This is a genomic window from Sulfitobacter sp. 1A10359 (assembly GCF_043558145.1).
Classification (GTDB): domain Bacteria; phylum Pseudomonadota; class Alphaproteobacteria; order Rhodobacterales; family Rhodobacteraceae; genus Sulfitobacter; species Sulfitobacter faviae.
The window spans coordinates 184,888-209,265 of sequence record NZ_JBIFGB010000005.1 but is presented as its reverse complement, the minus strand read 5'-3'; the positions used below and the strand labels follow the sequence as shown (position 1 = coordinate 209,265).

Genomic DNA, 24,378 nt, shown 5'->3' with positions numbered 1-24,378 from the left:
GGGCTGTTTGGGCATTCTGATCCCGCCGTCGATCATGTTGATCCTCATGGCCTCTTATTCCCCCCTCTCGGTGGGAGAGCTTTTCGCGGGCGCCATGGTGCCGGGCGTGGTGCTGGGGCTGCTCTATGCGGTCTGGGTTTTCGTCGTCGCCGTGGTCCGACCCGACATGGCCCCCGCCGTCGAGCCGGATGAGAAAATCTCGAAACCCGCGCTTGTTCGCATGCTGCTGATCGAAGCCGTGCCGCCGCTGGTGCTGATCCTCGGCATTCTGGGCTCTCTGCTCGCGGGCATCGCCACGGCGACAGAAGCTTCCGCCATCGGTGCGGCGCTGGCGCTGGTCATCGTCATCATGCGCGGCAAGTTCAGCTGGGCCTCTTTCTACGGCGCGATGCTGGAAACAGGGCGCACCTCGGCGATGATCCTGTTTATCGTCGTGGGCGCCACGGCCTTTACCGGCGTGTTCAACATCACCGGGGGTCTGCGCGCGACGCAGGAGATCATCCGCAACCTCGACATGGCGCCTTGGCTCTTGATCGCGATGATGATGTTCATCGTCTTCATCCTCGGGGCCTTCCTCGACTGGACCGGCATCGTGCTGCTGTCCTTCCCGATCTTCCTGCCGATCGTGCAGGAGATGGACGTGAGCCTGTTGTGGTTCGTCGTCCTGATGTCGGTGGTTCTGCAAACGTCCTTTTTGACCCCGCCCTTTGGATATGCGCTCTTCTACCTGCGCGCCATTGCCCCGCGTGAGGTCAAGACGTCGCATATCATCGTCGGCGTGCTGCCTTTCATCGGTCTGATCCTGATGATGTGCGTGGCCATCGCCCTGTTCCCGCAGCTTGTCACCTGGCTGCCGGAAACGCTCTATACAAAATAATCAACGGAGGAGAGAGATTATGAAATTGAAATCAACCCTTGCCGGTCTGGCACTCTGCGCGGGCGTTGCCACGCAGGCCGCGGCCCAAGACAGCTGGACCATGACCACCACATGGCCCACTTCGCTGGAACTGATCGAGATCGACAAGCATTTCGTCGATCTGGCCAACAAGCTGACCGGCGACGACCTGACCATCGAGTTCTTCGAAGGCGGCTCCCTCGTGCCCGCGGGCGAAGTGTTCGGCGCGGTTGAATCCAACACCGTGCAGGCTGGCGCCGACTGGCCCGGTTACTGGGCGGGCCGCAACTCTGCCTTCTCGCCGCTGGCGACCACGGCGAGCCTGTTCAACGCGGTGGACTACGTCAACTGGATCGAGCAATGGGGCGGCAAAGAGCTTTATAACGAAATCTACGGCAAGTTCGGCATGGTCTATCTGCCCTACGGCGTGACCAACAACGAATCCGGCTTCCGCACCAACGAGCAGATCGTCACGCTGGAAGACCTCAAGGGCAAGCGTCTGCGTCTGTCGGGTCTGGAGCAGGGCCGTCTGTTGGAAAAACTAGGCGGGTCGCAGGTCTCCATGGCTGGTGGCGAAATCTATCAGTCGCTTGAGCGCGGCGTGATCGATGGCGCGGAATTCTCGACCCCGAACGTCGACTTCTCGGGTGGTTTCCAGCAGGTCACCAAATACTGGGCGACACCGGGCTGGCACCAGTCTGCTTCGATCTTCGGCGTGATGATCAACAAAGGCGCATGGGACGCCCTGTCGGACGAGACCCGCGAAGCGCTTGAGATTGCGGCGCAGGCCAACCTCGTTTGGTCGCTGTCCTTCACTGAAAAGCGCGCGACCGAAGCCTACCAGCAGTTTCTCGACGCGGGCATCGAAATCAACCGCTATGATGACGAGACGCTGACCAAGGTTCAGGAGATGGCGAACGAGACCATCGAAGAGACCGCCTGCGAGAATCCCGATTCCGCCAAGGTCTACCTGAGCCAGCTGGAGTATCTGAACGACTACGCCAAATGGCGTGACGCGTCGGCTCCGTTCAACCTTGGCCGCACGCCGAATGGACCGGACATCGAGAAGATCCGCGCCTGCGCGGAGTGATTTGAGCCGTCAGGTTTAAACGGAAAGGCCCGCCAAATGGCGGGCCTTTTTACGTTTGGGGAAGAAGATCGAGGGCCATCGCCTGCCCGCGGGTCGGCGATCTGACAGATGTTCGGTCGCACTTCATGGTTCAACCATGATGTGCCTTCGCGAGGTTGCACCCAGCCTCACCAAATCGCCTACCCGGGGGGCGGGCAGGCGATGGCCCGGCGCCTGCGGCTTGTCCCGGGCCCGGGTGGCAAAATCACCCTACCCCTCAACCCGTTTCAAGAACTTCTGCAAACGCGCATCCTTCGGCGCGCCAAAAATCTCCGACGGCGCACCGCTCTCAACAATCTTCCCGCCGTCCATAAAGATCACCCGATCTGCGATCTCGCGGGCGAACTGCATCTCATGAGTCACGATCAGCATGGTCTGCTTGCGCTCCGCCACCGCGCGCATAAGGTCGAGCACCTCCCCCACCCATTCCGGATCGAGCGCCGAGGTCGGCTCATCGAACAACATCAGTTCCGCCCCGAGTGCCATGGCGCGACCGATGCCAACACGCTGTTGCTGCCCACCGGACAACGCCGCCGGGAAACTGTCAGCCTTATCGGCCAAGCCGGTCTCAGCCAAAACCGCGAGCGCGCGTTCTTCGGCCTCGGCCTTGGGGCGTTTCTGCACCGTGACGAGCGCTTCCATGATGTTCTCTTTCGCCGTCCTATTGGCGAAAAGCGCGTAGTTCTGGAACACCATCGCCGTCCGGCGGCGCAGCGCCAGAATATCCGCTTTGCGCGCCTTGGCGGCGTCGACGGTCACATCGCCGATGCGAATGACCCCCTCTTGCGGCACGTCGAGAAAATTGAGACAGCGCAACAGGGTCGACTTGCCGGTGCCCGAGGGGCCAATCACAACCACCCGCTCGCCCTCGGCAATCTGCAAATCAATGCCGTTCAGAACCGGCGCGCCGCCGAAATCTTTGGTCAGGCCAGTGATATCGATCATCGCACGAACGCCTTATTCAGATAGGTTTCAAGCCGCTTTTGCACTTGGCTTAGCGCTTCGACGATGACCCAATAGATCATGGCGACAACGAGATAGGCCTCGAAATAAAGGAAACTTCCGGCGGCTTCTTTCTGGGCCGCGCCCATCATCTCGGTCACGCCGAGGGTAAAGGCGAGCGACGTGCCTTTGATCATGTCGATGAAATAATTCACCAACGTCGGCGCGGCGATCCGGGCGGCCTGTGGCAGGATGATCCGCCACATCATCTGACCTTGGGTCATGCCGATGGACTGGGCGGCCTCCCATTGGCTGCGGTCCACCCCCATGATCGCGGCGCGGATGCTTTCGGCCATATAGGCGGCGAAATGCAGGGTCAGCCCCATGATGGCGGCAGTCACACCGCTGATATTGGTCAGGAACGACAGCACCTGCGGCAGACCGAAGTAGAAGAGAAACAGTTGCACCAGCAGCGGCGTGCCGCGGAAGAAGCTGATGAAAACGATCACGAGCCAGTCGAGCACGGGCACTTTCACAACCCGTTCAACCGCCAAAAGCGAGGCAAGGATGAGTGCGAACACCATCCCCGCCACCGCCATGAACAAGGTCAGCGGTACGTAGCCCAATATGACGGGCACCAGCCCCAGCATGTAGTCAAGGTCTAGCGCCCGCATGGGTTACTCCGCTTTGGTGATGTCTGTGCCGAACCACTTGTCCGAGATTTTGGCCAGTGTACCGTCTTCGCGCAGGGATTCCAGCGCGGTGTCGACACGGTCACGCAGCGCGCGGCCTTCGTCATTGTCTTGGAACGGCAGGGCGTTGCGGATCTCAGAGAAAGGCTTGCCCGCCAGTTGCAACGGCAGGGGGCTTTCCTGAATAAGCTGCGCCGAAGAAACCCGGTCCATCACAAAGGCATCGACCCGGCCAAGCGCGGTATCTTGGGCGATGTTGGCCTCATAGGTCTTGATCTCGATCTCATCCGCGAAGGCGAGTTCGTTCAAAAGCTGCTCGAAGTTCGACCCGAGGTTCACCGCAACGGTTTTGCCACGCAGGTCTTCGACGCCGCCGATCTCTTCGTTGCCCTCTTTGGTCACGACCTGCGCACCGTCAAAGACATAAGGCGCGGTAAAGGCGAACTTTTCCTGACGCTCGGGCGTGATGGTGATCTGGTTGGCGATCGTGTCAATGCGGCCTGCGTCCAGCGCGCCGATCAGGCCGGAGAACGCCATAGTCTCGAACTCGACCTCAAAACCCGCCTCTCCGCCGACGGCGTTCATGACATCGACTTCAAAACCCTGAAGCACGTCTTGCTTCACGAAGGTGAAGGGGAAATAGCCGCCCGACATGCCGACGCGGAGCGTGTCATTGTCTTGGGCAAAGGCTGCGGTGCCGGTAACCGCGGCGTGCGCGGTGGCGGTAACGATCTGTTTCAGCATTGAATTTACTCCTCTAACGCTTGCGCTTCAGATGTCACTGGGCGCCGCCCGCTTCAACACCGTCGCTGAAACAGGAACGTTTGACGGGCAGGATCGGTTCAGATGGAATAACGGGTTTAGGAGAGCGCCCCCGTCGGGGATACCCTCCCAGTCACAGTGTATGTGACGGAACAATATTCTGCGAATTTGAAGCAGATTCCTCATATGCGGAACAGATATGCGCAATTGGCATAGCTTTATCCGTCAAAACGCCTCGATATCCAACCCTTCGGCAGCCCAAGCGGCGAGCTTGCGGTCGACGGTTTTGCGAGACACGCCCAAGCGGCGCGCGGCCTCGGCCCGGTTGCCATTCGACAGATCAAGGATGTGCAACATATGGCGCTGCGTGACCAGTTCGAGGTCTTCAATCGCCCGCGGCCCATCGACCGCGCCATGGCCCGCAAAGGCTTCGGGCAGGCTGCCGAGGATCACCGAGCGTTCGATCAGATTGCGCAATTCGCGCACATTTCCGGGCCAGTCGTAACGGCGCAGTTTCAGCAAAGTCTCCGCATCCAAACGCAGCGCGGGCATGCCAAGCGCGGTCGAAAACTGCTGCATGAACATCGCTGCCAGTTCGACGATATCCTCAGACCGGTCCTTGAGCGGCGGCATCGCGACTTCAACCACGTTCATGCGGTGATAGAGGTCGGCGCGAAAACGCCCCTCTCCCACCGCCTTGGGCAGGTCGGCGTTGGTGGCGAACAGGAACCGCAGGTTCAGCGGAATCTCCCGCTCTGCCCCGTCGGGCCGGATGCGCTGGTCTTCCAACACCCGCAAAAGCGCCGCCTGTAGCTGCTCCGGCATCTGCGCCACTTCGTCCAGAAACAACGTGCCGCCGTCGGCCAAAAGGAACAGCCCCGGTTGCAGGGTCTCGTTCCCCTCCACCGCGCCAAAGAGTTCGGGCACGATCCGGTCCGGCGTAATGGCGGCGCAGTTCACCGCGACGAAGGGATTATCGGCGCGGTCGGACATTTGGTGCAACTGCCGCGCGGCCAACTCCTTGCCCGTGCCGCTGGGACCGGTGAAGAGCACCGGCGTCGGCACCGGGGCTAGACGGTTGAGCATGCCGCGGACCTTCGACAGCGCCTCGGACTTGCCGAGCATCTGCACTGCCGTGCCACCCTGCAACTCGCGCCTGAGCAGGGTATTGTCGCGGCGCAGGTTCTTGCGGTCCAATGTGCGCGACACCGCGCCGAGGATTTGATTTGCCCGGAAGGGTTTCAGCACGAAATCACTCACGCCCGCCCGGAGTGCGGCAATGGCGGTTTCAAGATCGGCATAGGCGGTGATCAGGACCGTGTCGGCGTAGAACCCCTTGCGGCGCTGTTCGACGACCCATTCCAACCCGGTTTTGCCGGGCATCACGTTGTCCAGAACGACCACATCGAAATGCGCTTCATCCAAGAGTTTGGTGGCCTCCGCAGGAGAGGCCGCTTGCGCCACGCGTTTGACGCGGGGCTCCAATATCTTGGTGAGGAAATGGCGCATCCCCGGTTCATCGTCGATCACAAGGATCGACGCGCCTTCGAGCGTGCCGCCGTATTCATCGCCTGCCACCATGATATGCCTCTTTGGTGTCAGTCCAGCCGGACGTTTTCACCTGAATAGACCTCGGCGGAGGAAAAGCCTATCTCATGCAGCCCGAAATAGGCCACGACGCCGATCACCGCGACGCCCAGAAACCCTGCCAACATGGCTTTCATCGCGCGACTCCTTTGATTTGAACGCCGCCGCCCGTCATTCTGCGGGGGTCCGTTTGTCTTGTTTGACCTCATCAAGCCAGAGCGAGTGGTGCTGTTCGGCCCAACGCTCATCGACCTCGCCATTGCCCATGGCGTCAAAGGCGCCTTCCATGCCGAGCGTCCCGATATAGATGTGCCCCAAGATCACCGCCATCATCAAAAAGCCGATGATCGCGTGCCACAATTGGGCATATTGCATTTCGGCATGCGGGGTCAGGTCGTCCTGCAGTGGGCCCATGCCGGCCAATTCTGCCATGCCGACGTCGTTGATGATGCCGAAGGTATGACCGAAAAGCTGGATCTCGAAGGGAAAGAGCAGCGACAGCCCCGAGAGCGAGACCGAGAAGCCCAGCAGGATCACGGCCCAGAAGACGATCTTTTGGCCGAAGTTGAACTTCTTGGCGGGCGGGTGTTTGTCACCGATGAAACCGCCACCCTGTTTGATCCAGACCCAATCCGTCTTGTTCGGGATATTGTGCCAAATCCACATGACGAAGACCATGACGAGCGCGATCATGAAGGCCCATGAGACGTTGTTGTGGATGAACTTCGACCCGGTCAGCAGGGTCGAGTTGAACTCATGCCCCAGCAGAGGGATGACGACCTTGCGACCAAAGAGCGTGGCCAAGCCCGTCAGCGCGAGCAGGATGAACGAGCCCGCCAGCATCCAATGCGCGAAACGCTCAATGGCTTTAAAGCGGGTGACGGTGCGCCCGACCTTTCCGCCTTCGATCCGGATCCGGCCCCGCAAAAGGTAAAAGAGCAGCAGAACGGCCAGCGTTCCGGCGAGCAGCCAAGCGCCATAGGTCGCAAGTGGGCCTTCGCGGAATTGCTGCCACCACATCCCGTTGTCTTGAACAAGGACGCGGCCCGTCTTGTTCATCGTGCTCACGCGCACGGGCAATTCGTTATAGCGGATGCCGCGCCAGAGGTCGGGGTCGGAGCGTCCGCCGAGCGGGCCAAGGCTTGGCACCGTGGCCGCATCGCCGCCCAGATTGTTGCGCCTGAACCCATCGTCGATCTCTGCGCCGTTCTGACGCCGTTCGATATCGGCCAAGTTCTGCGCGCCGCCGGTGCTGGCGCGGTCGATGGCCAAAGGGGTCGCGTTCTCAGGCAGGCGCACGTCCTGCGCCGTGACGCTGACCGGCAGCGCGGCCAAGGCGAGAATGAAAAGAGCCATCAGGTGGCGCAGCATGGGAAATCCCCCGGCTAGACAGATATGGAGAAAAGGGACGGCCCGATCAGGCCGCCCCCGAAAGCCGTTACTGGCCCTTTTGCTCGTAAGCCGTGCCCCAGCCCCAAGCGCCGGAGCCGAAGCCGCGTGCGACAACGCGCTCGCGGTAGATGTCCGAGACCATGTCCCCGTCACCGGCCAGAAGCGCCTTGGTCGAACACATCTCGGCGCAGATCGGCAGTTTGCCTTCGGCGATCCGGTTGCGGCCATACTTCTGGAACTCGGCTTGGCTGTGGTTTTCCTCGGGGCCGCCGGCGCAGAAGGTACATTTGTCCATCTTGCCACGGCTGCCGAAGTTGCCGGCCTGCGGATACTGCGGCGCGCCGAAGGGGCAGGCGTAGAAGCAGTAGCCGCAGCCGATGCAGAGGTCTTTGGAGTGCAGCACGATGCCGTCGTCGGTCTGGTAAAAACAATCCACCGGGCAGACCGCCATGCAGGGCGCGTCTGAGCAGTGCATACAGGCGACCGAAATCGAGCGTTCGCCCGGCTGGCCGTCCTGAATGGTCACCACGCGGCGGCGGTTGATGCCCCAAGGGACTTCGTGTTCGTTCTTACAAGCCGTAACGCAGGCGTTGCATTCAATGCAGCGCTCGGCATCGCAGAGAAACTTTGCTCTTGCCATTCTCTTGTCTCCTTACGCTGGCATGATCTTGCAGAGAGTCGCTTTGGTCTCCTGCATTTGCGTGACTGAATCGTAGCCGTAAGTCTGCACGGTGTTGGTGCTTTCGCCCAGCACGATCGGGTCGGCCCCATCGGGGTATTTGTCCCGCAGGCTGACGCCGCCCATGTGCCCGCCGAAGTGGAAGGGCATGAAGGCCACCCCCTCGCCGACACGTTCGGTCACCATCGCCATCACCTTGATCTTGCCGCCCTCCGGGCCTTCGACCCAGACATCGGACCCGTCGCGCACGCCGAGGTTGTTGGCGTCACGGGTATTGATCTCAATGAACATGTTCTGTTGCAGCTCGGCCAGCCATGGGTTCGACCGGGTCTCATCCCCGCCGCCCTCATATTCGACCAGACGGCCAGATGTGAGGATGATCGGGAATTCCTGCGAGAAGTCGTTCTTTTGGATCGACGCATAGAGCGTCGGCACCCGCCAGAAGGTCTTGTCGTCATAGGTCGGATAATCCGCCACCAGATCACGCCGGTTGGAATAAAGCGGTTCGCGGTGTTTCGGCACCGGATCGGGGAAGGTCCAGACCACGCAGCGGGCCTTGGCGTTGCCGAATGGGGCGCAGCCATGCGCGATCGCCACCCGCTGGATGCCGCCCGACAGGTCGGTCTTCCAGTTGATGCCGCCAACTTGGGCCACGTAATCGGAATCGATCTCACCCTGTTGCGAGGTTTCACCGACTTCCGCCTGCCCGTCATCGGCGTTTTGCGGCGCTTCATAACCGGCGACGGCTTCGATGATGCGACGCTCATCCGCTGTCAGATCACTGTCCCAACCCAAGTCAATCAGCATCTGCATGGTGAATTCGGGATAGCCATCCTTGATCTCGGACCCTTTGGAATAGACGCCCTCGGCCAGAAGGTTCTCACCATCACGTTCCACGCCGAAACGGGCGCGGAAGGTCAGACCGCCATCTGCCACCGGCAGCGACATGTCGTAGAGGTTCGCGGTGCCGGGGTGCTTCATCTCGGGCGTGCCCCAGCAGGGCCACGGCATACCGTAGTAATCGCCATCCGCCGGGCCACCAACGGCACGCAGGGTGGTTTTGTCGAAAGTATGCTGGTTCTGCATGTGCATCTTCATCCGCTCGGGCGACTGCCCGGTGTAGCCGATGGTCCACATGCCCTTGTTGAACTCGCGTGTCAGATCCTCGATGAGCGGCTCTTCACCATTCACCTCGATGTTGCGGAACATGCGATCTTCAAAGCCGAACTTCTTGGCGAACTTATAGAGGATCGTGTGGTCGGGCAGGCTTTCGAACAGCGGCTCCACGACCTTTTCGCGCCACTGGAGCGAGCGGTTGGATGCGGTGACCGAGCCAGAGGTTTCAAACTGCGTACAGGCCGGCAGAAGATAGGTGTCTTCGGTGCGGTCATGCAGAACGGCGGAAACGGTGGGGTATGGGTCGACCACGACCAAGAGGTCGAGTTTCTCCATCGCCGTTTTCATCTCGCCCTGACGGGTTTGCGAGTTCGGCGCGTGGCCCCAGAGCACCATCGCTTTGGTGTTGTCGGGCTGTTCGAGGTTCTCACGATCCTCAAGCACGCCGTCGATCCAACGCGATACCGGGATGCCGGTGAGGTTGATCATGCGCTGCTCTTCGCCTGCGCCATCGGTCCAAGCGGCGAAACGGCTCTGGATCCATTCAAGATCCTCGCCCCAAACGCGCGCCCAATGCGCCCAAGAGCCATCGGACAGACCGTAGTAGCCCGGCAGCGTATCGGCCAGAACGCCAAGGTCGGTGGCACCCTGCACGTTGTCGTGGCCGCGGAAGATGTTGGTGCCGCCGCCCGCGGTGCCCATGTTGCCAAGGGCCAGCTGCAGGATGCAGTAGGCGCGGGTGTTGTTGTTGCCGTTGGTGTGCTGCGTGCCACCCATGCACCAGATCACGGTGCCGGGACGGTGGTTGGCCAGCGTGCGCGCGACGCGCTCAAGCTGGGAGCCGGGCACGCCGGTGACGCGCTCGACCTCGTCCGGGGTCCAGTTGGCGACTTCCTTGCGGATCTCATCCATGCCCCAAACGCGGGTGCGGATGAATTCCTCATCCTCCCAGCCGTTCTCGAAGATGTGGTAGAGGATGCCCCAGACCAGCGCCACGTCCGAGCCGGGACGCATGCGCACATATTCGTCGGCATGGGCCGCGGTGCGGGTGAAACGCGGATCGCAGACGATGAGCGGCGCGTTGTTTTCCTCTTTCGCCTTCAGCACGTGCTGAAGCGAAACGGGGTGCGCCTCGGCAGGGTTGCCGCCGATAATGAAGATCGCACGCGACTTGTGGATGTCGTTGTAGCTGTTGGTCATGGCGCCGTAGCCCCATGTGTTCGCCACGCCCGCCACGGTGGTGGAGTGGCAGATCCGCGCCTGGTGGTCGACGTTGTTGGTGCCCCAGTAGGCCGCGAACTTGCGGAACAGATAGGCCTGTTCGTTGGAGTGTTTCGCCGAGCCCAGCCAATAGACCGAATCCGGGCCGGAGGTGTCGCGGATCGACAGCATCTTGTCGCCGATCTCATTGATCGCCTGATCCCAAGAAATCCGCTGCCATTCGCCGCCGACCTTTTTCATCGGGTACTTCAGGCGGCGTTCGCCATGGGCGTGCTCACGGACCGAAGCACCCTTGGCGCAATGCGCACCGAGGTTGAAGGGGCTGTCCCAACCGGGTTCCTGACCCAGCCAAACACCGTCCGACACTTCGGCGATGACGGTACAACCGACCGAGCAATGGGTGCAGACGGATTTCTTGACTTCCATCTTGCCGCTGACGGCGGCGGTGGCGGCGCTGGCCTGTTGCACGCTGCCCGCGGTGCCCGCGATTGCGGCAAGCCCACCGATGGCAAGTCCCGAGCCGCGCAGGAACGCGCGCCGGTCAATACCGCTGCGCGCCACATCGGACAAGATGCCTGTCCGCTGCGCAGACCGCGCGACCCCATTGGTCTTTTTCCTCAACATATCTTCACTCCCTATGCGCGGGCTGGCCCCGCCTGAGGTGGCTATTGAACGGCGGGCGTTGTCGCCCTGCCAATTTTCGGGGCCGCGCCCCGGTTATCTGGTCAGAACCGCGCAGCGGCGTAATAGGCGCGCGTGTGTTCGGTGTCTTGGATACGGTCCGACGACAGGTCGGGTGCCTTGGCCGCTTCGGCCTCGGTCCCGGTGGTGGCCACGGCGACGGCGGCCAAAGGCGCGGCGCTGCCTGCGAATTTCAGAAAGTCGCGCCGATCCTTGCGAACGGCTGTGTCGGTGGATCCCTCTGGCTTGCGTGTCATCTTCTCTCTCCTGTTACGTCTCTCGTTCAGGGGCGCGCGGCCCCGCCTGTCTCATCCCGCTTGGTCTAGTCGTCTTTGCTCAGCCGGAAGGCTTCGGCCTCGATCTGCATGAAGGCGCGGCCGATCTTGCCTACGGGGGCATAGAAGACCGAGTTTTTCGCGCCTTCGAGGTCGGCAAAGAAATGCCCGGCCCAAGGGGCGATATGCCGGTTAAAGAATGTCTTTTGCTGCGCCACGGTGGCAGGCGCCGAGAAACGGCCTGCGATCATCGCGCCCATCATCTCCATCAATGAGGCGATGTTGTCTTCGGGCTCGAACACATTCGCCGCCCGCTCCAAGCCGCGCGCGACCATGTCTTGGCGCAGCGCCGCCAGCGGTTTTTCGTTGAGAAAGCCGGTGAGGTAGAAGCTGGCATAGGGCAACAGTTCGCCCCGGCCCAAACCGATAAAGAGCCGGTTGAACTCGCTCTCGGCGCCTGCGGGTTTGGTCTTGGCGGCCAGTTTGGAGAGCGCTTTAAACCCCTGCCCCAATTCGCTGTCATCGCCCGACAGGGCGGCACATTGATCCAGCAGGATCTGATCCGGCGGGCCGGAAAGGATAAGCCCCATGAAGTTGTAGAGGTCCGCGCGCAGGCGGTCTTCTTCGGGCAGGGGCGTCGCGGCCAATTGGGTCATGCGCTGCTACCTTCCATGTCCTGTGCCAGATCGCTGGCGAAGTGAAACCGCATGCGGCGGTGGGTCGGCGCAGGCTGCGCCTCGGCGTCTTCTTCGAGGGTCACCGTCTGCGCCTCGTAACGCGCGTCTTGAGCCAGAGCCGTTTCGGTCCGGCGCGGGCCCGGCACGACGACATCATGGGTCGGTGCCAGCGCGGGCGCTTCTGCCTCAGCCACCTCTTCCGGCGCGTCGGCCTCGGCGGTCAGCACCTCTTCGACCTTCGCGACCATGCCCCGGCCCACTTTGTAGATCGTATTGACCGGCTTTCCAGCGGTGGCTGCCGCTGTGTAATCGTCGTCATAGTCGTTCAATCCGTCGAGGCAGGCGAGCACCGGATTGGTTTTCCAAAAACTGCGCAGCGCACGGGTCTTGAGCCGTTGCGGCAGTTGCGCCTTGAGAAAGGCACGTAGCTGTTCGCCGTTCACCAGATCCTCAGGCGCGGGCAGGTCGAACTCGGCCAAGAGATCATCATCGCTGCGCTCGGCCAATGCGGCCTCTTCGGCAGCAGCGGCGCGGGCTTCCTGAAGGCGCGCTTCGGCCTCCGCCTCAGCGGCGACGGCGGCGCGGCGTTTTTGCCAGAAACCGCTCATGCCAGACGCTTTCGTTTCAACGCGGGCGAGGCGTAGATGTCGGCGGGCTTTTCGATGCGCGGGTCGCCGATACCGTCTTGCTTGCGATCGGTGCGCAGACGATCCCGGCGGCGTTTGACGAAGGCTTCCTCTTGATGGAACTCTTCGACGAATGCCTGCACCCATGCGATCAACCCCGGCGTCATCGCGACCTTTTCCACGACCTCTTCGGCGCTGTCGCAATAGTCCTGCGCCTCATAGGGCGAGGCCGTGACGAGGGCGAGTTTGAAGGGTCGGTCTGTCGCGCCGGGAATGGGGCGCATCACGACATAGACACATGGCACATCCGCGCCCAGCCCGTGCACATAGCCCTCGGTCTCTGCGCCGTGGAGCTCCAGCTTGAGGGTCGCGGCGTGGTATTCGACGGTCTCACCCTCGCGACGCAGCTCACGCCAATCCGCTTTTTCAGCACCGGGCAGCACGGCGGTCGCTTTCCAGCTCCACTTGGCCCAACGGGTCACACCCGGCGCGCGCTGCAGCACAATGCCCAAGGGCATCGTCCGATACATTGTCGGGTTGTGAATCAAGTCGCTCCTCCGTTTCGAAGACCTTCGCCGGAAAGCCCGGTCCGGGGGAAGCGCTAATCCGCGCCGAGGCCCGAAAAACCCGGCTTTCAAGACAAGATGGCCCGCCGGTTCTGCCCGTCAATGGCGCCTCGGCCTATTTGTCTAACTTGAGTATTTTGATCGGAAAACAGGCAAATCGCCGATATCGAATCACCCGGGCGGCAAGGAGCCGCGCCGCGCCGCCGATCGCCCCTGTCGCGACGCGGTCGCGGGGCGAATTTCGGTTGTAGGGGGTGGCAAATCCCGTCTAGCTTGGGGCCTCAGCCGCCGCCGGAGAGGCCGCGGATTGACGGGCGAGATAAGGGAAAATTCATGGCCAAGACATTGATAACATGCGATTGCGCAGGGTCGCAGCGTATCGATTCCGATGCATTGGCCGAGCGTAGCGGTTTGGCGGTCTCCCCCCCCTGTTCGGCCCTTTGCACCATCCAGATCGACCGCGCGGCCAAGGCGCTCACCGCGGGCGATGCGATTTTATGCTGCACCCAAGAAGAGCGGGTCTTTACCGAATTGGCCGAGGAATTGGGCCTGCCCCCTGCCCCCCTCTTGGACCTGCGAGACCGGGCCGGATGGTCCGATGACCCCCGGGACAAACTACCCAAAATGTCCGCCCTCGCGACGGAAGCGCTGTTGGACGTTCCAGCTGAAAAAACCATCGACGTCGCCTCGGAAGGTCTTTGCCTGATCGTCGGGCGGGGCCCGGCGGCTCTGGAAGCGGCGGCGCAACTCAAGGACCACCTCAGCGTCACGCTGTTGATGGACGACGCGGTGACCGAGGCCGAGGACAGCCTGCCAGAGGTTCGCGATTTTGACCTAATCTCCGGCAAGCTGCGCCGCGCCAAGGGTGCGCTTGGCCAGTTCGAGGTGGTGATCGACGCGCTGCGGCAGGTCGATCCGCGGGGCCGTGGCCCGCTGACCTGGACCGAACCGCGCGACGGCGCGCGCAGCCAATGCGACATCATCCTCGACCTGCGCGGCGAGACGCCGCTCTTCCCCGCGCATGAGAAACGCGAAGGATACCTGCGCGCAGATCCGGGCCATCCGCCCGCCGTGGCCGCCGCCGTGCTCGCCGCTTCGCATCTCACCGGCACCTTCGAGCAGCCGCTCTACGTCCGCACCGAGCCGCTGCTTTGCGCCCATTCCCGCGCCGGGCAAACAGGCTGCACCGCCTGTCTCGACCTCTGCCCCACCGGCGCGATCACCCCCGACGGCGATCACGTCACCGTCGATCCGATGATCTGCGCGGGCTGCGGCGCCTGTTCCTCGGCCTGCCCCTCGGGCGCGATCAGCTATGACGCGCCGCCCGTCGATTTCACCATGCGCCGAGTGCAGACGCTGGCGCGCGCCTATCTCGAAGCGGGCGGCGACGCGCCGCGCCTCTTGGTCCACGACGCCCACGGCGCCGAGATGATCCGCCTCGCCGCGCGGCACGGGCGCGGGCTGCCTGCGGACGTGGTGCCGATGGAACTCGACGCGCTCGGCGCCTTCGGCCATGCTGAGGCGCTGGCCGCGCTCGCCGCCGGGTTCGCCCATGTCTCGCTCCTCCTCGGCCCCAAGGCCGACCGGGATGCCATCGAGACCCAGACCGCGCTGGCCCGCGCCATCGCAGGCGAGGCGCGGATGTCCCTCATCGACACGCCCGATCCCGAGGCGCTGACCGACATCCTCTACGATGGCGCGGCCCCTGCCCCCGTCGCCCAGCCCGTGCGCCCCATGGGCAGCCGCCGCCAGATCGCCCGCCAATCGGCGCGTGCGCTGAACCCCGAGGCGGAGGTGCTGGAACTGCCCGCCGGTGCTCCTTACGGCGCCGTGCTCGTGGACAAGGACGCCTGCACGCTCTGCCTCTCCTGCGTGTCGCTCTGCCCCTCGGGGGCGCTTGGCGACAACCCTGACCTCCCGCAACTGCGCTTTCAGGAAGACGCCTGCCTGCAATGCGGCCTCTGCGCCAATGTCTGCCCCGAGGATGCCATCACCCTCGCGCCGCGGCTCGACCTGACCGAGACGGCGCTGAGCCAGCGTGTGCTGAACGAGGAAGAACCCTTTGCCTGCGTGGAATGCGGCAGCCTCTTCGGCGTGAAATCCACCGTCGAGCGGATCACCGACAAGCTGCGCAGCCATTCCATGTTCGCCGATGAGGCCAAGCTGCGGATGATCCAGATGTGCGATGACTGCCGCATCAATGCGCAGTATCACAGCACCAATAACCCGATGACGGGCGCCGAGCGGCCCCGCCCCCGCACCACCGACGATTACCTCTCCAAACGGCGCGACCACTAGGCCGCCCCCAAGCACAGGAGCCACCCATGAGCGAAGACTTCAACATGTCGATGCGCAAGTTTCTCAAGCAGGTCGGCGTGACCTCGCAACAGGCCATCGAAAAGGCCATGCGCGAGCATGACACGAGCGGCAAAACCTTCCCGGTAAAGGCCGTGATCTCGATCCCCGAACTGGGGCTGGAACATACCATCGACGGCACCATCGCCGGCGCGGACAAGGGCGAGGCATCAGCGACGTGACTGCCAGCAGAGACGCGGTCCTGACCGCCTTGAAGACCGTGACCGATCCGGCCACGGGCACCGATATCGTGGCCAGCGGCGTGATGCGCGCGCTCAACGTGGACGACGCCGGCGCGGTGCGTTTCGTGATGGAAATCCCGCCCGCGCAGGCCAAGGCCTACGAGGACGCCAAGGCGCAGGCTGAAGCCGCGCTGGCACAGGTCGAGGGGGTCTCGAAAGTCTCCATCGTGCTGACCGGCCACAGCGAGAAGGCCCCGCCGCCCGACCTCAAGCCGCAACGCAAGGCCGAGCCTGCGGGCCCGCAAAAGATCCCCGGTGTGGAGCGGATCATCGCCGTGGCCTCGGGCAAGGGCGGTGTCGGCAAATCGACCGTTTCGGCGAACCTCGCCTGTGCGCTCGCGGCCCAAGGCCGCCGTGTGGGTCTCCTGGATGCGGATGTCTACGGCCCCAGCCAACCGCGGATGCTCGGTGTCTCGGGCCGTCCGGCCTCGCCCGATGGCAAGACCATCCTGCCGATGCGCAACCATGGCGTCACCATGATGTCGATTGGGCTCATGACCAACGAGGATCAGGCCGTGGTCTGGCGCGGGCCGATGCTGATGGGCGCGCTGCAGCAGATGATGACGCAGGTGCAATGGGGCGCGCTCGACGTGCTGATCGTGGACCTGCCGCCGGGCACCGGTGACGTGCAGATGACGCTGGCGCAAAAGGCGCAAGTCGACGGCGCGGTGATCGTCTCTACCCCGCAGGACGTGGCCCTGATCGACGCGCGCAAGGGCATCGACATGTTCAACCAACTCAAGGTGCCGATCCTCGGCATGATCGAAAACATGTCAACCCATGTCTGCTCGAACTGCGGTCACGAAGAGCATGTCTTCGGTCACGGCGGTGTCGCCTCGGAAGCGGAAAAATGGGGCGTGCCGCTGCTCGCCGAGGTGCCGCTCGACCTGCAGATCCGCCTCGCTTCCGACGGCGGCGCGCCAATCACGGTGAGCCAGCCCGACAGCAAGCAAGCCGCGGCCTTCCACGCAATCGCCAAGACATTGGTCGACAGCGGCGCGGCATGAGCGAGACCCTGTCCTTTCCCCCGTTGATGTCGGGCGAGACGGTGACGGGCGATGCCCTCGCCGCCGCCTGCGCCCGCGCGGCCGAAGGCTGCGACGCGGGGCTGATTTGCTATCGGCTCGGCGAGACGGAGATCGAGGCCGCGCTGGTTTTCGCCCCCGAGGTGCCGCTGGCGCGCGCCGTGGCGATGCTGCCGCTCTGCGGTGTCGGATTTCAAAACGCCCTCGGCGCGCTGTCGCCGCCCGAGGTGGCCGTTCAGCTGGACTGGGACGGCGGCATCCGCCTGAACGGCGCTTCCTGTGGCCGCTTTCGCATGGTGGCGTCCACGAGTGACGCTGAGACGGTGCCCGACTGGCTCGTCGTGGGCTTCACCCTGCCGCTCTACCCTGAAGACGATCCCGAGATGACTCAAACCGGTCTTACCCCCGATCAAACCGCGCTTTATGCCGAGGGCTGCGCCGAAGTGCAGCCCCCTGCCCTGATCGAATCCTGGGCGCGGCACAGCTTGCATTGGATCAACCGCTGGGAAGACCTCGGCCCGAAAGCGCTGCATAGTGAATGGCGCGGGCTGGTCTTCGACCTCGACACACAGGTGACCGTGCAGGGCCAAAGCGGTACATTCATCGGTGTCGACGAGGATTTCGGCATGTTACTGCGGGACAAAGAGACCACCAGCCTCATCCCGCTTACCACCCTATTGGAGCCCGCCCCATGACCCTCAAACTCGCCCGCGCGATCCATTTCGACGAAAGCGACCGCAACGTCTTCGCCTCCCCCGCCCGCACCGGCGAATGGTGCATCTCGGGCGGGTTCGAGTTCTCGGACTGGACCGAGGGTGATCTCACCGGCAAGGCACGCCAAGCTTTCGCCAACGGCTGGCTGGGGCTGGAAACTTTTGGGCGCGTCACCTTCGTCGCCGTCACCCAGATCGAAGAGGCCGAGGTCGAGGCGCTCACGGCCCTGCTGGCGCAGCATTTCGTGACATACTACGGCGCGCCCTCGGTCGATGCCGCGCGTCCCGTGGCGAAAGAGGAGCTTGCACAGATGGTCGACCTCTGCGCCGACCACGCGCCGAACTGCCTGCTCACCGTGGCGCGCGAGTTGACCGAGGCGGGCGTGCGCGAAAGCTTCCGCATGATCCAGCCGCAGGACGCAGGCCTCGAGCAATTCGCGATCCACGGCGATCTGCCCGAATGAGCCACCCGCGCCCCGGCAGGCGCGGATGGTCTCTAACAAAGGCTATTCAGCGTCTGCCGCGTTGAAGACAAAGAGCGTCTCACCGTTGATCTTGTAGTCATTAATCAAGGTTTTCGCGCGGTCTGATGTCAGCCAATCCTCCAACTTCAAGGCCAGTTCGTTTTTCACATGGCCATGCATCTCGGGGTTCACCGGCAGATAGGCATATTGGTTGAACAGGACCGGATCGCCCGCGTAGAGCAGCGCCAGATCGCCTTTGTTTCCGAAGTTCAGCCAGCTCGCGCGGTCCGACATGACATAGGCGGGCATCCCCGACGCGGTGTTTAGCGCGGCGCCCATGCCCGCGCCAACAGCGTTGTACCAATCCCCAAACGTCGCCGGGTCAAGGCCCGCTTCGGCCCAGAGCGACAGTTCCTTCTTATGCGTGCCGCTGTCGTCCCCGCGGCTCACGAAGGCAGTCTTCGCCTCGGCGATTGCGCCCAAAGCAGCCGTGGCCGCCTCGGACCCTTCGATGCCCGCCGGATCGTCTTTCGGCCCGATGAAGACGAAATCGTTATACATGATCTCGGTTCGGTGGCTGCCAAAGCCGCCTTCGACAAAGGCTTCTTCCGCCTTGCGCGAATGGACGAGGATCGCATCCACGTCGCCCGCCTCGCCCAGTTTGATCGCTTGGCCGGTGCCGACGACCAGCAGTTGAACGTCCAGATCAAGGTCAGCCGCGATCTCGGGCAAGAGCACGTCCGCAAGGCCCGAGTTGTTGAACGAGGTGGTCACCGCCATCTTCATCACATCCGCGGCCTGCGCGGCACTGCTCATCGCCAGCGCGGAAATTGCGCCGATCATCCAATGTTTCATTCTACGATATCTCCTCTTAGAAATGCCTGAGCCTCTGCGGTCTCAGGTCGGTTGAAAAACACATTTGCGGGACCGGCCTCGTGCAGACGGCCCCCCAGCAGAAACAAAACGTCATCGGCCAAGCGACGGGCTTGGCCAAGGTCATGTGTCGATAGGATCAGCCGCGTGCCGGTCGATTTCGCCGATTGCAAAATCGCCTCGATCTCTCGCGTCGCGCGCCCGTCCAATGCGGCACAGGGCTCATCCAGAAACAGCAATTTAGGCTTGCAGATCAGCGCACGAGCAAGAGCCAGCTTTTGCTGCTCACCGCCCGAGAGCACCGGGGCCGCGCGGCCTAAAAGCGGCCCTAAACCGACGCGGGCGGCCCATTCCTCGGCTTCTTTTCGCGCCTCGGCTTTTGCAACTCCGCGCAGGCGCAAGGGGTAGATGAGGTTCTCAAGCACCGTCCGCCGCAGCATGACCGGGCGCTGAAAGACAAATGCTTGGTGATGCCGCGCCTCCTCGGTCGAGCAAGCCCAGTCAATCTTTCCAGCCGACAGCCGCGCCGTGCCGTGCAACAGTTGCAACAGTGTGGTCTTCCCCGCGCCGTTCGGCCCCATCACAACCGTAGCGCCCTGACCGTCCAGCGTCAGATCGATCGGCCCCACCAGCCGCTGCCCCCGCCTGCGGCTTTCGATCGCTTTGGCTTGCATCGGGAAAAGCTGCGTCACCACCGGCCCTCCCGCTCCGTCCGGCCCAGCCAATGGATGGCGAGGTTCACCGCCACCGCCAACCCGATCAGCACAAACCCAAGGGCGAGCGCCAGGGCGAACTCCCCCTTCCCGGTTTCAAGCGCGATGGCCGTGGTCAACACACGCGTCGCATGGTCGATATTGCCGCCGACGATCATGATGGCCCCCACCTCGCCAATCGCGCGGCCAAACCCCGCAAGTGCCGCAGTCAGCAACGCGCGGCGCGAGTCCCAGAGCAGGGTGCGTATCTTCTGGCCCTGCGTGACATTCATCGAGATTAGAAGGTCATGATATTCCTGCCAAAGCTCACGGATCGACTGATGCGCGATGGAAGCAATCAGCGGCACGATAATGATCACCTGCGCGATGATCATCGCCGTCGGCGTGAAGAGCAGCCCAAACACCCCAAGCGGCCCGGAGCGGGAGAGAACCACATAGACGATCAGCCCTACCACGACCGGCGGCAAGCCCATGAGCGCGTTCAATATGGCAATGACCAACCGCCTTGCGCGGAACCGTTTGACGGCGACTAAGGCCGCGAGGGGTAGCGCGATCAGGCAGGCGACAGCCAAAGCAGAGAGGGTGACACGAAGGGACCGGCCGGCGATCTCCACCAACTCGGCATCGAAGGTAAAGACAAGCCAAAAGGCCTGCGTGATACCGCTCCAAATATCGACCATCTCGCGGAGGCCTCCCCCGAATAGGAGCCCCCGGCCCCATCGCCCGCGCAGAGTGTCAGGACTATCATTCGGACGCCAGAGCCTGTCGGCGTGAAAATACCTAGGAAGACAGGCTGACTTTGATTTTACCTCGCTCAGAAGAACAGAAGGTCAAGTTGACCCACCTGTGATTCCCGCGAAAGGAAGGATGTGGCTCGAACAAGGGGGAGCGGACGCGCGCGTGGGGTTAACTCGTGGTTGGCGAGGGCCTGTTGCCGCAAGAATAATTTTATTATTTATTTACAGTCATTTCTGTCGAGTGGGACATTCTATCTTTGCGTTTGGCCCAGATAATTAATGCCGCCTTGCCCTCTCCTTCCGCAAGAATCTATTGCAAGCTTCGCTCCAATCGCATTAAGTAACGGAAACAAAAGCGCTACCGAATAATAGCGTTACTGAGAGCGAGGGCAGATGTGACGGACACGGTACACATCAATACACGGATCCGCCGTAATGCGGAAACGCTTTCCGAGGCGTTGGAAAGTCACATGCTGAAGGTCTTTGCGCCCGACGCGCGCAAGGAGTTGCGCCGGTTCTCCGCAGGGGAAGCGGCTGAATTGCTTGGCATTTCCACGAGCTTCCTTCGCAAACTCCACTTCGATAATAAGATCGTCGATGTCCAGACCAGCCCCGGCGGGAGGCGGCACTACAGTGCGGACGATCTGCTCTCGATCCGGCGGACATTGGAATCCACCGCTAAAACCCGCGGCGCCTATCAACGCGGTCGTCGTGAGGGAGACAAACTTCAAGTATTGTCCTTTTTGAACTTCAAGGGCGGTAGCGGCAAAACCACGAGCGCGATCCACGCGGCACAGCGGTTGGCCCTCAAAGGCTACCGCGTGCTCTGTGTCGATATCGACCCTCAAGCGTCTCTAACAACTCTGTTTGGCTATCGGCCGGAGTATGATTTCCTGAATTCTGGCACCATTTACGATGCGATCCGCTATGATGATCCCGTCCCCTTGGCCGATGTGATCCAAAACACCTTCTTTACGGGTATTGATCTTGCCCCCGGCGGATTGATGCTACAGGAGTTCGAGCACGAAACGCCTCAGGCACTGCTCAACAACACGCAGCCCCCGTTTTTCGCGCGTTTGGCGACCTCCTTGCAGGATGTAGAGCAGAATTACGACGTGGTGATCTTCGATTGTCCACCGCAATTGGGCTATCTGACCATGTCGGCGCTCTGCGCCTCGACGGGTGTGTTGATCACAGTGGTTCCGAATATGCTCGACGTCGCATCCATGTCGCAATTCCTACAGATGAGTGCCGATCTGCTTGATGTCGTCTCTAATGCAGGGGCGAGCATGGAGTTCGACTTCCTGCGCTTCCTTATCAACCGTTATGAGCCGAATGATGGGCCACAACAGCAGGTTCTATCCTTCTTGCGGCAACTCTTTGACGAGGAAGTCATGGTGGCCTCGATGCTGAAATCCACTGCGATTTCTGACGCGGGGCTGACCCATCAGACCATTTATGAGGTGGACAGGTCGCAGTTTCATCGGACGACCTATGACCGCGCGGTGGATTCACTTAATCTTGTGAATGATGAGATCGAAAGCATGATCCAGAAAGCATGGGGGCGGTAATGGCACGTAAAGGTATTCTATCATCCGCTCCGACGAAACCTCTAAAGACGGAGCCGCCGAAAACGCCCGCGTTAGAGCCGAATAAGAGCCGGAGCAAGCCTAGCGTCATGCCCCGCGGGGCTGTTGGGGCGCTTCAGTCGTCGTTGAACCGGATGCAAGAGAATGCAGTTCAAGAATTGGACGGCAGTCTGATTGATATGGCCGGCGTCGAAGACCGCTTAGGGACTGATACGCAGGCTCAGAAACAGCTTCACGATAGTCTGAAGACCTATGGCCAGCAGGTCCCGGTTCTGGTTCGGCCGCATCCGGAAACCCCGGGCCGGTTCGAAATTGTCTACGGGCGGCGGCGACTTCAGGCTCTGAAAGCGCTTGGGATGCCGGTTAAAGCGATGGTGCGTCAATTGGATGACCACGCTTTGGTAATGGCGCAGGGCCAAGAGAACACGGCCCGTCAGGATCTCTCTTTCATCGAAAAAGCCAGTTTTGCGGCGCAACTCGATGCGGGGGGCCATGACCGGCAGACAATCGCGGATGCGCTTTCGATCGACCTGCCAATGGTCAGCCGGATGCTCAAGGTCGGCCATGCGTTCGATCTGCCCTTTTTGCGTCAGATCGGGTCGGCGCCATCCATCGGGCGTGATCGCTGGATGGCGCTGGTCAAATTGTTTGAACAACTGGGCGCGAAAGAACGGGCAGTAAAACGAATGGCGCGGCCCGATTGGGAAAGGTTCACTTCGGATGAACGGTTTGAGGCGATTTTCGCCGAGGCTTTGACGACCCCTGAAAAGTCTGCCGACTCCCCTGCCCCATCGGCCAAACCCCGCACGCTGCGGAGCCGAGATGGCAAAGCGCTCGCGGACATTCGCAGCGGCAAGCGTGGTGTCACGGTCACCGTGCCCGCCCGCGCAGCGCAGGGTTTTGATAAATGGCTCGATGCACATGCAGAAGAGCTTTTGCAGGAGATTCACGACCGCTGGCAGAAGACCCGCGCGTGAGACATTGAGGAAGTAGCAACAGGAGGCACATCCAAGACCACAAAAGAAAAGCCCCCCAGGATAAATCCCGGAAGGCCCTTCTCAAACTTTGCACCTTCGAGATAGCCCCAAAGATTTATCGATGTCAACTCTACCCGATGGGATAGGGCCGGTATTTTGTTGTCTTTCGTGATTTTAGATGGAAAACACGTTCCGAACTGCGTTCGGGCGGCCGAAATCGGCTACCCAAGTGGAATGCGAGGGGCCGGACAAATGGGCTTTGCTCGACCGGCTGACAACCGCGGCAGAGGCCTTCGATCTGTCGCACCGCACTCTCACCGTATTGAAGGCTTTGCTGAGTTTCCTACCAAGCCGGCATATTCCGGATGGTGCGGCGGGCATTGTATTTGCCTCAAACGCCCGGCTCTCTGAACGGCTTCACGGTATGCCGGAGAGCACTCTAAGGCGGCATCTGGCGCAGTTGGTCCGCGTGGGCCTGATTGCGCGACATGATAGCCCCAACCGAAAGCGTTTTGCACGAAACCAGGGGGGTGCAATTGCGCTGGCCTTTGGGTTTGATCTCGCCCCTCTTGTGGTTCAGGCAACGATGATTGAGACGGCAGCTCAAGCAGCCGAGGCAGAGCGGGAACGTTTGCAGGCGCTGAGGGACCGCGTGCTGGTCCTCCGCCATGCGCTGATCAGGAAGGGTTGCGGCGAGGGATTGGCTGATGAGGCGGGCCGGGTTCTGCGGCGCAAACCGGATGAAATGGCGTTGTCTGAACTTGAGGAGGCGCTCCGTGTAGCACTTGAAAATGCCTGTGGAGAAGAACCTGTGGGCGAAACAGCACCCGTCCCCCCTGCCCCGCTCACGGACCAAATGAGCGCCAACGACGGTGAAAATGAGCGGCACATACAGGATTCAGATAAATCCTATTTTGACTCTGAAGAGCGCGGCCAAGGCAATAAGAACCCGCGTACGGCTGACAAATCCGAACCTGATTATTCTGAGAAAGAAAAAAGCGTATCATTCGCAGATGTCGTGGATGCCTGCACAGAGGCTGGCATCTTTTTCCCAGACGCGATGCAAAACTGGGGAGACGTTGTGCGGGTCGGAGACCGGATTGCGCCGATGCTGGGGATTGACCCGCCTGTGCTAAATGAGGCAAAACGAGACATGGGCGCGGAGAGCGCTGCTGTGACGGTCCTTTGCTTGCTTGAGAAAGCCGCGACGATCCGTAGCCCCGGAGCTTATCTGAGGCGTTTGACGCAGATGGCCCGAAATGGTGCGTTTTCCCTTGGTCCGATGGTTTCAGCTTTGGCAAACCGGCGAAATTGTCAGCTGACAATTTGAAAAACATAGGTTTTACAGTGACTTAGGTTAACTTACGCCTGGCAATTTAAGAAATTGAGCGTTCTATCGGCAAAATCCCTCCATATGCTTCACCCTCCTCGGCTCAACGGCTAACTTAGG

The 24,378-nt window shown here is 61.7% G+C and carries 25 protein-coding genes; 10 read left to right on the top strand and 15 right to left on the bottom strand.

The window, feature by feature from the left end:
• A partial coding sequence (locus tag ACGYK2_RS13270) for a TRAP transporter large permease subunit (RefSeq protein ID WP_394374309.1) occupies window positions 1-877 on the top strand: 877 nt, incomplete at its 5' end.
• A 19-nt stretch (window positions 878-896) separates the two neighbouring features.
• The gene (dctP, locus tag ACGYK2_RS13265) at window positions 897-1,985 is read left to right on the top strand and encodes a TRAP transporter substrate-binding protein DctP (protein ID WP_067266589.1); all 1,089 of its coding nucleotides are present in this window, start codon (window positions 897-899) and stop codon (window positions 1,983-1,985) included.
• A gap of 249 nt (window positions 1,986-2,234) precedes the next feature.
• Here the strand turns inward: dctP and ACGYK2_RS13260 are convergent, their stop codons facing one another.
• The 12 genes from ACGYK2_RS13260 to ACGYK2_RS13205 form a co-directional block, all read right to left on the bottom strand.
• Complete coding sequence (locus ACGYK2_RS13260) at window positions 2,235-2,969, bottom strand: amino acid ABC transporter ATP-binding protein (protein ID WP_271690294.1); 735 nt, start codon at window positions 2,967-2,969, stop codon at window positions 2,235-2,237.
• Window positions 2,966-3,640, bottom strand: coding sequence for an amino acid ABC transporter permease (locus ACGYK2_RS13255; protein WP_271690293.1), 675 nt, complete (start codon window positions 3,638-3,640; stop codon window positions 2,966-2,968). Before ACGYK2_RS13255 ends, ACGYK2_RS13260 begins: the two co-directional genes overlap by 4 nt.
• 3 nt (window positions 3,641-3,643) lie before the next feature.
• Window positions 3,644-4,402: an amino acid ABC transporter substrate-binding protein gene (locus ACGYK2_RS13250; protein WP_271690292.1), complete on the bottom strand. Its 759-nt coding sequence runs from the start codon at window positions 4,400-4,402 to the stop codon at window positions 3,644-3,646.
• Between the two features lie 243 nt (window positions 4,403-4,645).
• Window positions 4,646-6,001, bottom strand: coding sequence for a sigma-54 dependent transcriptional regulator (locus ACGYK2_RS13245; RefSeq protein ID WP_271690291.1), 1,356 nt, complete (start codon window positions 5,999-6,001; stop codon window positions 4,646-4,648).
• Window positions 6,002-6,018: 17 nt separating this feature from the next.
• A complete protein-coding gene (locus tag ACGYK2_RS13240) occupies window positions 6,019-6,144 on the bottom strand; it encodes a hypothetical protein (RefSeq protein ID WP_259950196.1) in 126 nt (41 codons plus the stop codon).
• 34 nt (window positions 6,145-6,178) lie between these two features.
• Complete coding sequence (locus tag ACGYK2_RS13235) at window positions 6,179-7,378, bottom strand: formate dehydrogenase subunit gamma (protein ID WP_271690290.1); 1,200 nt, start codon at window positions 7,376-7,378, stop codon at window positions 6,179-6,181.
• A 67-nt stretch (window positions 7,379-7,445) separates the two neighbouring features.
• Window positions 7,446-8,039 carry a formate dehydrogenase FDH3 subunit beta gene (gene fdh3B, locus ACGYK2_RS13230; RefSeq protein ID WP_067266580.1) on the bottom strand — a complete coding sequence of 198 codons (594 nt, stop codon included), beginning with the start codon at window positions 8,037-8,039 and terminating at the stop codon, window positions 7,446-7,448.
• 12 nt (window positions 8,040-8,051) lie between these two features.
• Window positions 8,052-11,039 carry a formate dehydrogenase subunit alpha gene (locus ACGYK2_RS13225; protein WP_271690289.1) on the bottom strand — a complete coding sequence of 996 codons (2,988 nt, stop codon included), beginning with the start codon at window positions 11,037-11,039 and terminating at the stop codon, window positions 8,052-8,054.
• A gap of 101 nt (window positions 11,040-11,140) precedes the next feature.
• Window positions 11,141-11,353 carry a twin-arginine translocation pathway signal protein gene (locus tag ACGYK2_RS13220; RefSeq protein WP_067266573.1) on the bottom strand — a complete coding sequence of 71 codons (213 nt, stop codon included), beginning with the start codon at window positions 11,351-11,353 and terminating at the stop codon, window positions 11,141-11,143.
• Window positions 11,354-11,418: 65 nt separating this feature from the next.
• Window positions 11,419-12,027 (bottom strand): molecular chaperone, encoded by a 609-nt coding sequence (locus tag ACGYK2_RS13215; RefSeq protein ID WP_067266571.1) that lies wholly within the window; start codon window positions 12,025-12,027, stop codon window positions 11,419-11,421.
• The gene (locus ACGYK2_RS13210; protein ID WP_271690288.1) at window positions 12,024-12,656 is read right to left on the bottom strand and encodes a DUF3306 domain-containing protein; all 633 of its coding nucleotides are present in this window, start codon (window positions 12,654-12,656) and stop codon (window positions 12,024-12,026) included. Before ACGYK2_RS13210 ends, ACGYK2_RS13215 begins: the two co-directional genes overlap by 4 nt.
• The gene (locus tag ACGYK2_RS13205) at window positions 12,653-13,192 is read right to left on the bottom strand and encodes a DUF3305 domain-containing protein (protein ID WP_271690341.1); all 540 of its coding nucleotides are present in this window, start codon (window positions 13,190-13,192) and stop codon (window positions 12,653-12,655) included. Before ACGYK2_RS13205 ends, ACGYK2_RS13210 begins: the two co-directional genes overlap by 4 nt.
• Before the next feature lie 381 nt (window positions 13,193-13,573).
• Here ACGYK2_RS13205 and ACGYK2_RS13200 point away from each other — a divergent pair, with 381 nt between their 5' ends.
• Genes ACGYK2_RS13200 through ACGYK2_RS13180 form a run of 5 tightly spaced genes read left to right on the top strand, consistent with a single transcriptional unit; the run spans window position 13,574 to window position 18,039 of the window.
• Window positions 13,574-15,538 carry a 4Fe-4S binding protein gene (locus tag ACGYK2_RS13200; protein ID WP_276154482.1) on the top strand — a complete coding sequence of 655 codons (1,965 nt, stop codon included), beginning with the start codon at window positions 13,574-13,576 and terminating at the stop codon, window positions 15,536-15,538.
• Between the two features lie 26 nt (window positions 15,539-15,564).
• Window positions 15,565-15,777 carry a DUF6494 family protein gene (locus ACGYK2_RS13195; protein ID WP_271690286.1) on the top strand — a complete coding sequence of 71 codons (213 nt, stop codon included), beginning with the start codon at window positions 15,565-15,567 and terminating at the stop codon, window positions 15,775-15,777.
• Window positions 15,774-16,844, top strand: coding sequence for an iron-sulfur cluster carrier protein ApbC (apbC, locus tag ACGYK2_RS13190; protein WP_271690285.1), 1,071 nt, complete (start codon window positions 15,774-15,776; stop codon window positions 16,842-16,844). Before ACGYK2_RS13195 ends, apbC begins: the two co-directional genes overlap by 4 nt.
• Complete coding sequence (locus tag ACGYK2_RS13185) at window positions 16,841-17,557, top strand: biotin/lipoate--protein ligase family protein (RefSeq protein ID WP_271690284.1); 717 nt, start codon at window positions 16,841-16,843, stop codon at window positions 17,555-17,557. Before apbC ends, ACGYK2_RS13185 begins: the two co-directional genes overlap by 4 nt.
• Window positions 17,554-18,039, top strand: coding sequence for a DUF6505 family protein (locus ACGYK2_RS13180; RefSeq protein ID WP_271690283.1), 486 nt, complete (start codon window positions 17,554-17,556; stop codon window positions 18,037-18,039). Before ACGYK2_RS13185 ends, ACGYK2_RS13180 begins: the two co-directional genes overlap by 4 nt.
• A 42-nt stretch (window positions 18,040-18,081) precedes the next feature.
• Here ACGYK2_RS13180 and ACGYK2_RS13175 read toward each other — a convergent pair whose 3' ends face one another.
• The 3 genes from ACGYK2_RS13175 to ACGYK2_RS13165 are packed head-to-tail and all read right to left on the bottom strand — an operon-like array spanning window position 18,082 to window position 20,305.
• A complete protein-coding gene (locus ACGYK2_RS13175) occupies window positions 18,082-18,894 on the bottom strand; it encodes a substrate-binding domain-containing protein (protein WP_271690282.1) in 813 nt (270 codons plus the stop codon).
• Entirely contained in the window at window positions 18,891-19,604 is a 714-nt protein-coding gene (locus ACGYK2_RS13170) for an ATP-binding cassette domain-containing protein (RefSeq protein ID WP_271690281.1), read from the bottom strand. The genes ACGYK2_RS13175 and ACGYK2_RS13170 overlap by 4 nt, the downstream gene beginning before the upstream one ends.
• Entirely contained in the window at window positions 19,601-20,305 is a 705-nt protein-coding gene (locus ACGYK2_RS13165; RefSeq protein WP_271690280.1) for an ABC transporter permease, read from the bottom strand. The genes ACGYK2_RS13170 and ACGYK2_RS13165 overlap by 4 nt, the downstream gene beginning before the upstream one ends.
• 452 nt (window positions 20,306-20,757) lie before the next feature.
• Between ACGYK2_RS13165 and repA the strand changes: the two genes are divergently transcribed.
• The 3 genes from repA (at window position 20,758) to repC (ending at window position 24,258) form a co-directional block, all read left to right on the top strand.
• Window positions 20,758-21,933, top strand: a complete 1,176-nt coding sequence (gene repA, locus ACGYK2_RS13160) for a plasmid partitioning protein RepA (protein WP_271690279.1) — start codon at window positions 20,758-20,760, stop codon at window positions 21,931-21,933.
• Window positions 21,933-22,928: a plasmid partitioning protein RepB gene (gene repB, locus ACGYK2_RS13155; protein ID WP_271690278.1), complete on the top strand. Its 996-nt coding sequence runs from the start codon at window positions 21,933-21,935 to the stop codon at window positions 22,926-22,928. Before repA ends, repB begins: the two co-directional genes overlap by 1 nt.
• Window positions 22,929-23,106: 178 nt before the next feature.
• Window positions 23,107-24,258, top strand: a complete 1,152-nt coding sequence (gene repC / locus ACGYK2_RS13150) for a plasmid replication protein RepC (RefSeq protein WP_271690277.1) — start codon at window positions 23,107-23,109, stop codon at window positions 24,256-24,258.
• The last annotated feature ends 120 nt before the right edge of the window (window positions 24,259-24,378 follow it).

Excerpts from the sequence above, each read along its gene's own strand:
- ACGYK2_RS13210 (WP_271690288.1), bottom strand. The coding sequence starts at position 12,656 with ATGAGCGGTTTCTGGCAAAAACGCCGCGCCGCCGTCGCCGCTGAGGCG.
- ACGYK2_RS13185 (WP_271690284.1), top strand. The coding sequence starts at position 16,841 with ATGAGCGAGACCCTGTCCTTTCCCCCGTTGATGTCGGGCGAGACGGTG.
- ACGYK2_RS13225 (WP_271690289.1), bottom strand. The coding sequence starts at position 11,039 with ATGTTGAGGAAAAAGACCAATGGGGTCGCGCGGTCTGCGCAGCGGACA.
- ACGYK2_RS13240 (WP_259950196.1), bottom strand. The coding sequence starts at position 6,144 with ATGAAAGCCATGTTGGCAGGGTTTCTGGGCGTCGCGGTGATCGGCGTC.
- ACGYK2_RS13200 (WP_276154482.1), top strand. The coding sequence starts at position 13,574 with ATGGCCAAGACATTGATAACATGCGATTGCGCAGGGTCGCAGCGTATC.
- ACGYK2_RS13260 (WP_271690294.1), bottom strand. The coding sequence starts at position 2,969 with ATGATCGATATCACTGGCCTGACCAAAGATTTCGGCGGCGCGCCGGTT.
- ACGYK2_RS13205 (WP_271690341.1), bottom strand. The coding sequence starts at position 13,192 with ATGCCCTTGGGCATTGTGCTGCAGCGCGCGCCGGGTGTGACCCGTTGG.
- ACGYK2_RS13255 (WP_271690293.1), bottom strand. The coding sequence starts at position 3,640 with ATGCGGGCGCTAGACCTTGACTACATGCTGGGGCTGGTGCCCGTCATA.
- ACGYK2_RS13165 (WP_271690280.1), bottom strand. The coding sequence starts at position 20,305 with ATGGTCGATATTTGGAGCGGTATCACGCAGGCCTTTTGGCTTGTCTTT.
- ACGYK2_RS13175 (WP_271690282.1), bottom strand. The coding sequence starts at position 18,894 with ATGAAACATTGGATGATCGGCGCAATTTCCGCGCTGGCGATGAGCAGT.
- ACGYK2_RS13250 (WP_271690292.1), bottom strand. The coding sequence starts at position 4,402 with ATGCTGAAACAGATCGTTACCGCCACCGCGCACGCCGCGGTTACCGGC.
- ACGYK2_RS13215 (WP_067266571.1), bottom strand. The coding sequence starts at position 12,027 with ATGACCCAATTGGCCGCGACGCCCCTGCCCGAAGAAGACCGCCTGCGC.
- repC (WP_271690277.1), top strand. The coding sequence starts at position 23,107 with ATGGAAAACACGTTCCGAACTGCGTTCGGGCGGCCGAAATCGGCTACC.
- ACGYK2_RS13180 (WP_271690283.1), top strand. The coding sequence starts at position 17,554 with ATGACCCTCAAACTCGCCCGCGCGATCCATTTCGACGAAAGCGACCGC.
- ACGYK2_RS13235 (WP_271690290.1), bottom strand. The coding sequence starts at position 7,378 with ATGCTGCGCCACCTGATGGCTCTTTTCATTCTCGCCTTGGCCGCGCTG.
- ACGYK2_RS13245 (WP_271690291.1), bottom strand. The coding sequence starts at position 6,001 with ATGGTGGCAGGCGATGAATACGGCGGCACGCTCGAAGGCGCGTCGATC.
- repB (WP_271690278.1), top strand. The coding sequence starts at position 21,933 with ATGGCACGTAAAGGTATTCTATCATCCGCTCCGACGAAACCTCTAAAG.
- dctP (WP_067266589.1), top strand. The coding sequence starts at position 897 with ATGAAATTGAAATCAACCCTTGCCGGTCTGGCACTCTGCGCGGGCGTT.
- fdh3B (WP_067266580.1), bottom strand. The coding sequence starts at position 8,039 with ATGGCAAGAGCAAAGTTTCTCTGCGATGCCGAGCGCTGCATTGAATGC.
- ACGYK2_RS13195 (WP_271690286.1), top strand. The coding sequence starts at position 15,565 with ATGAGCGAAGACTTCAACATGTCGATGCGCAAGTTTCTCAAGCAGGTC.
- ACGYK2_RS13220 (WP_067266573.1), bottom strand. The coding sequence starts at position 11,353 with ATGACACGCAAGCCAGAGGGATCCACCGACACAGCCGTTCGCAAGGAT.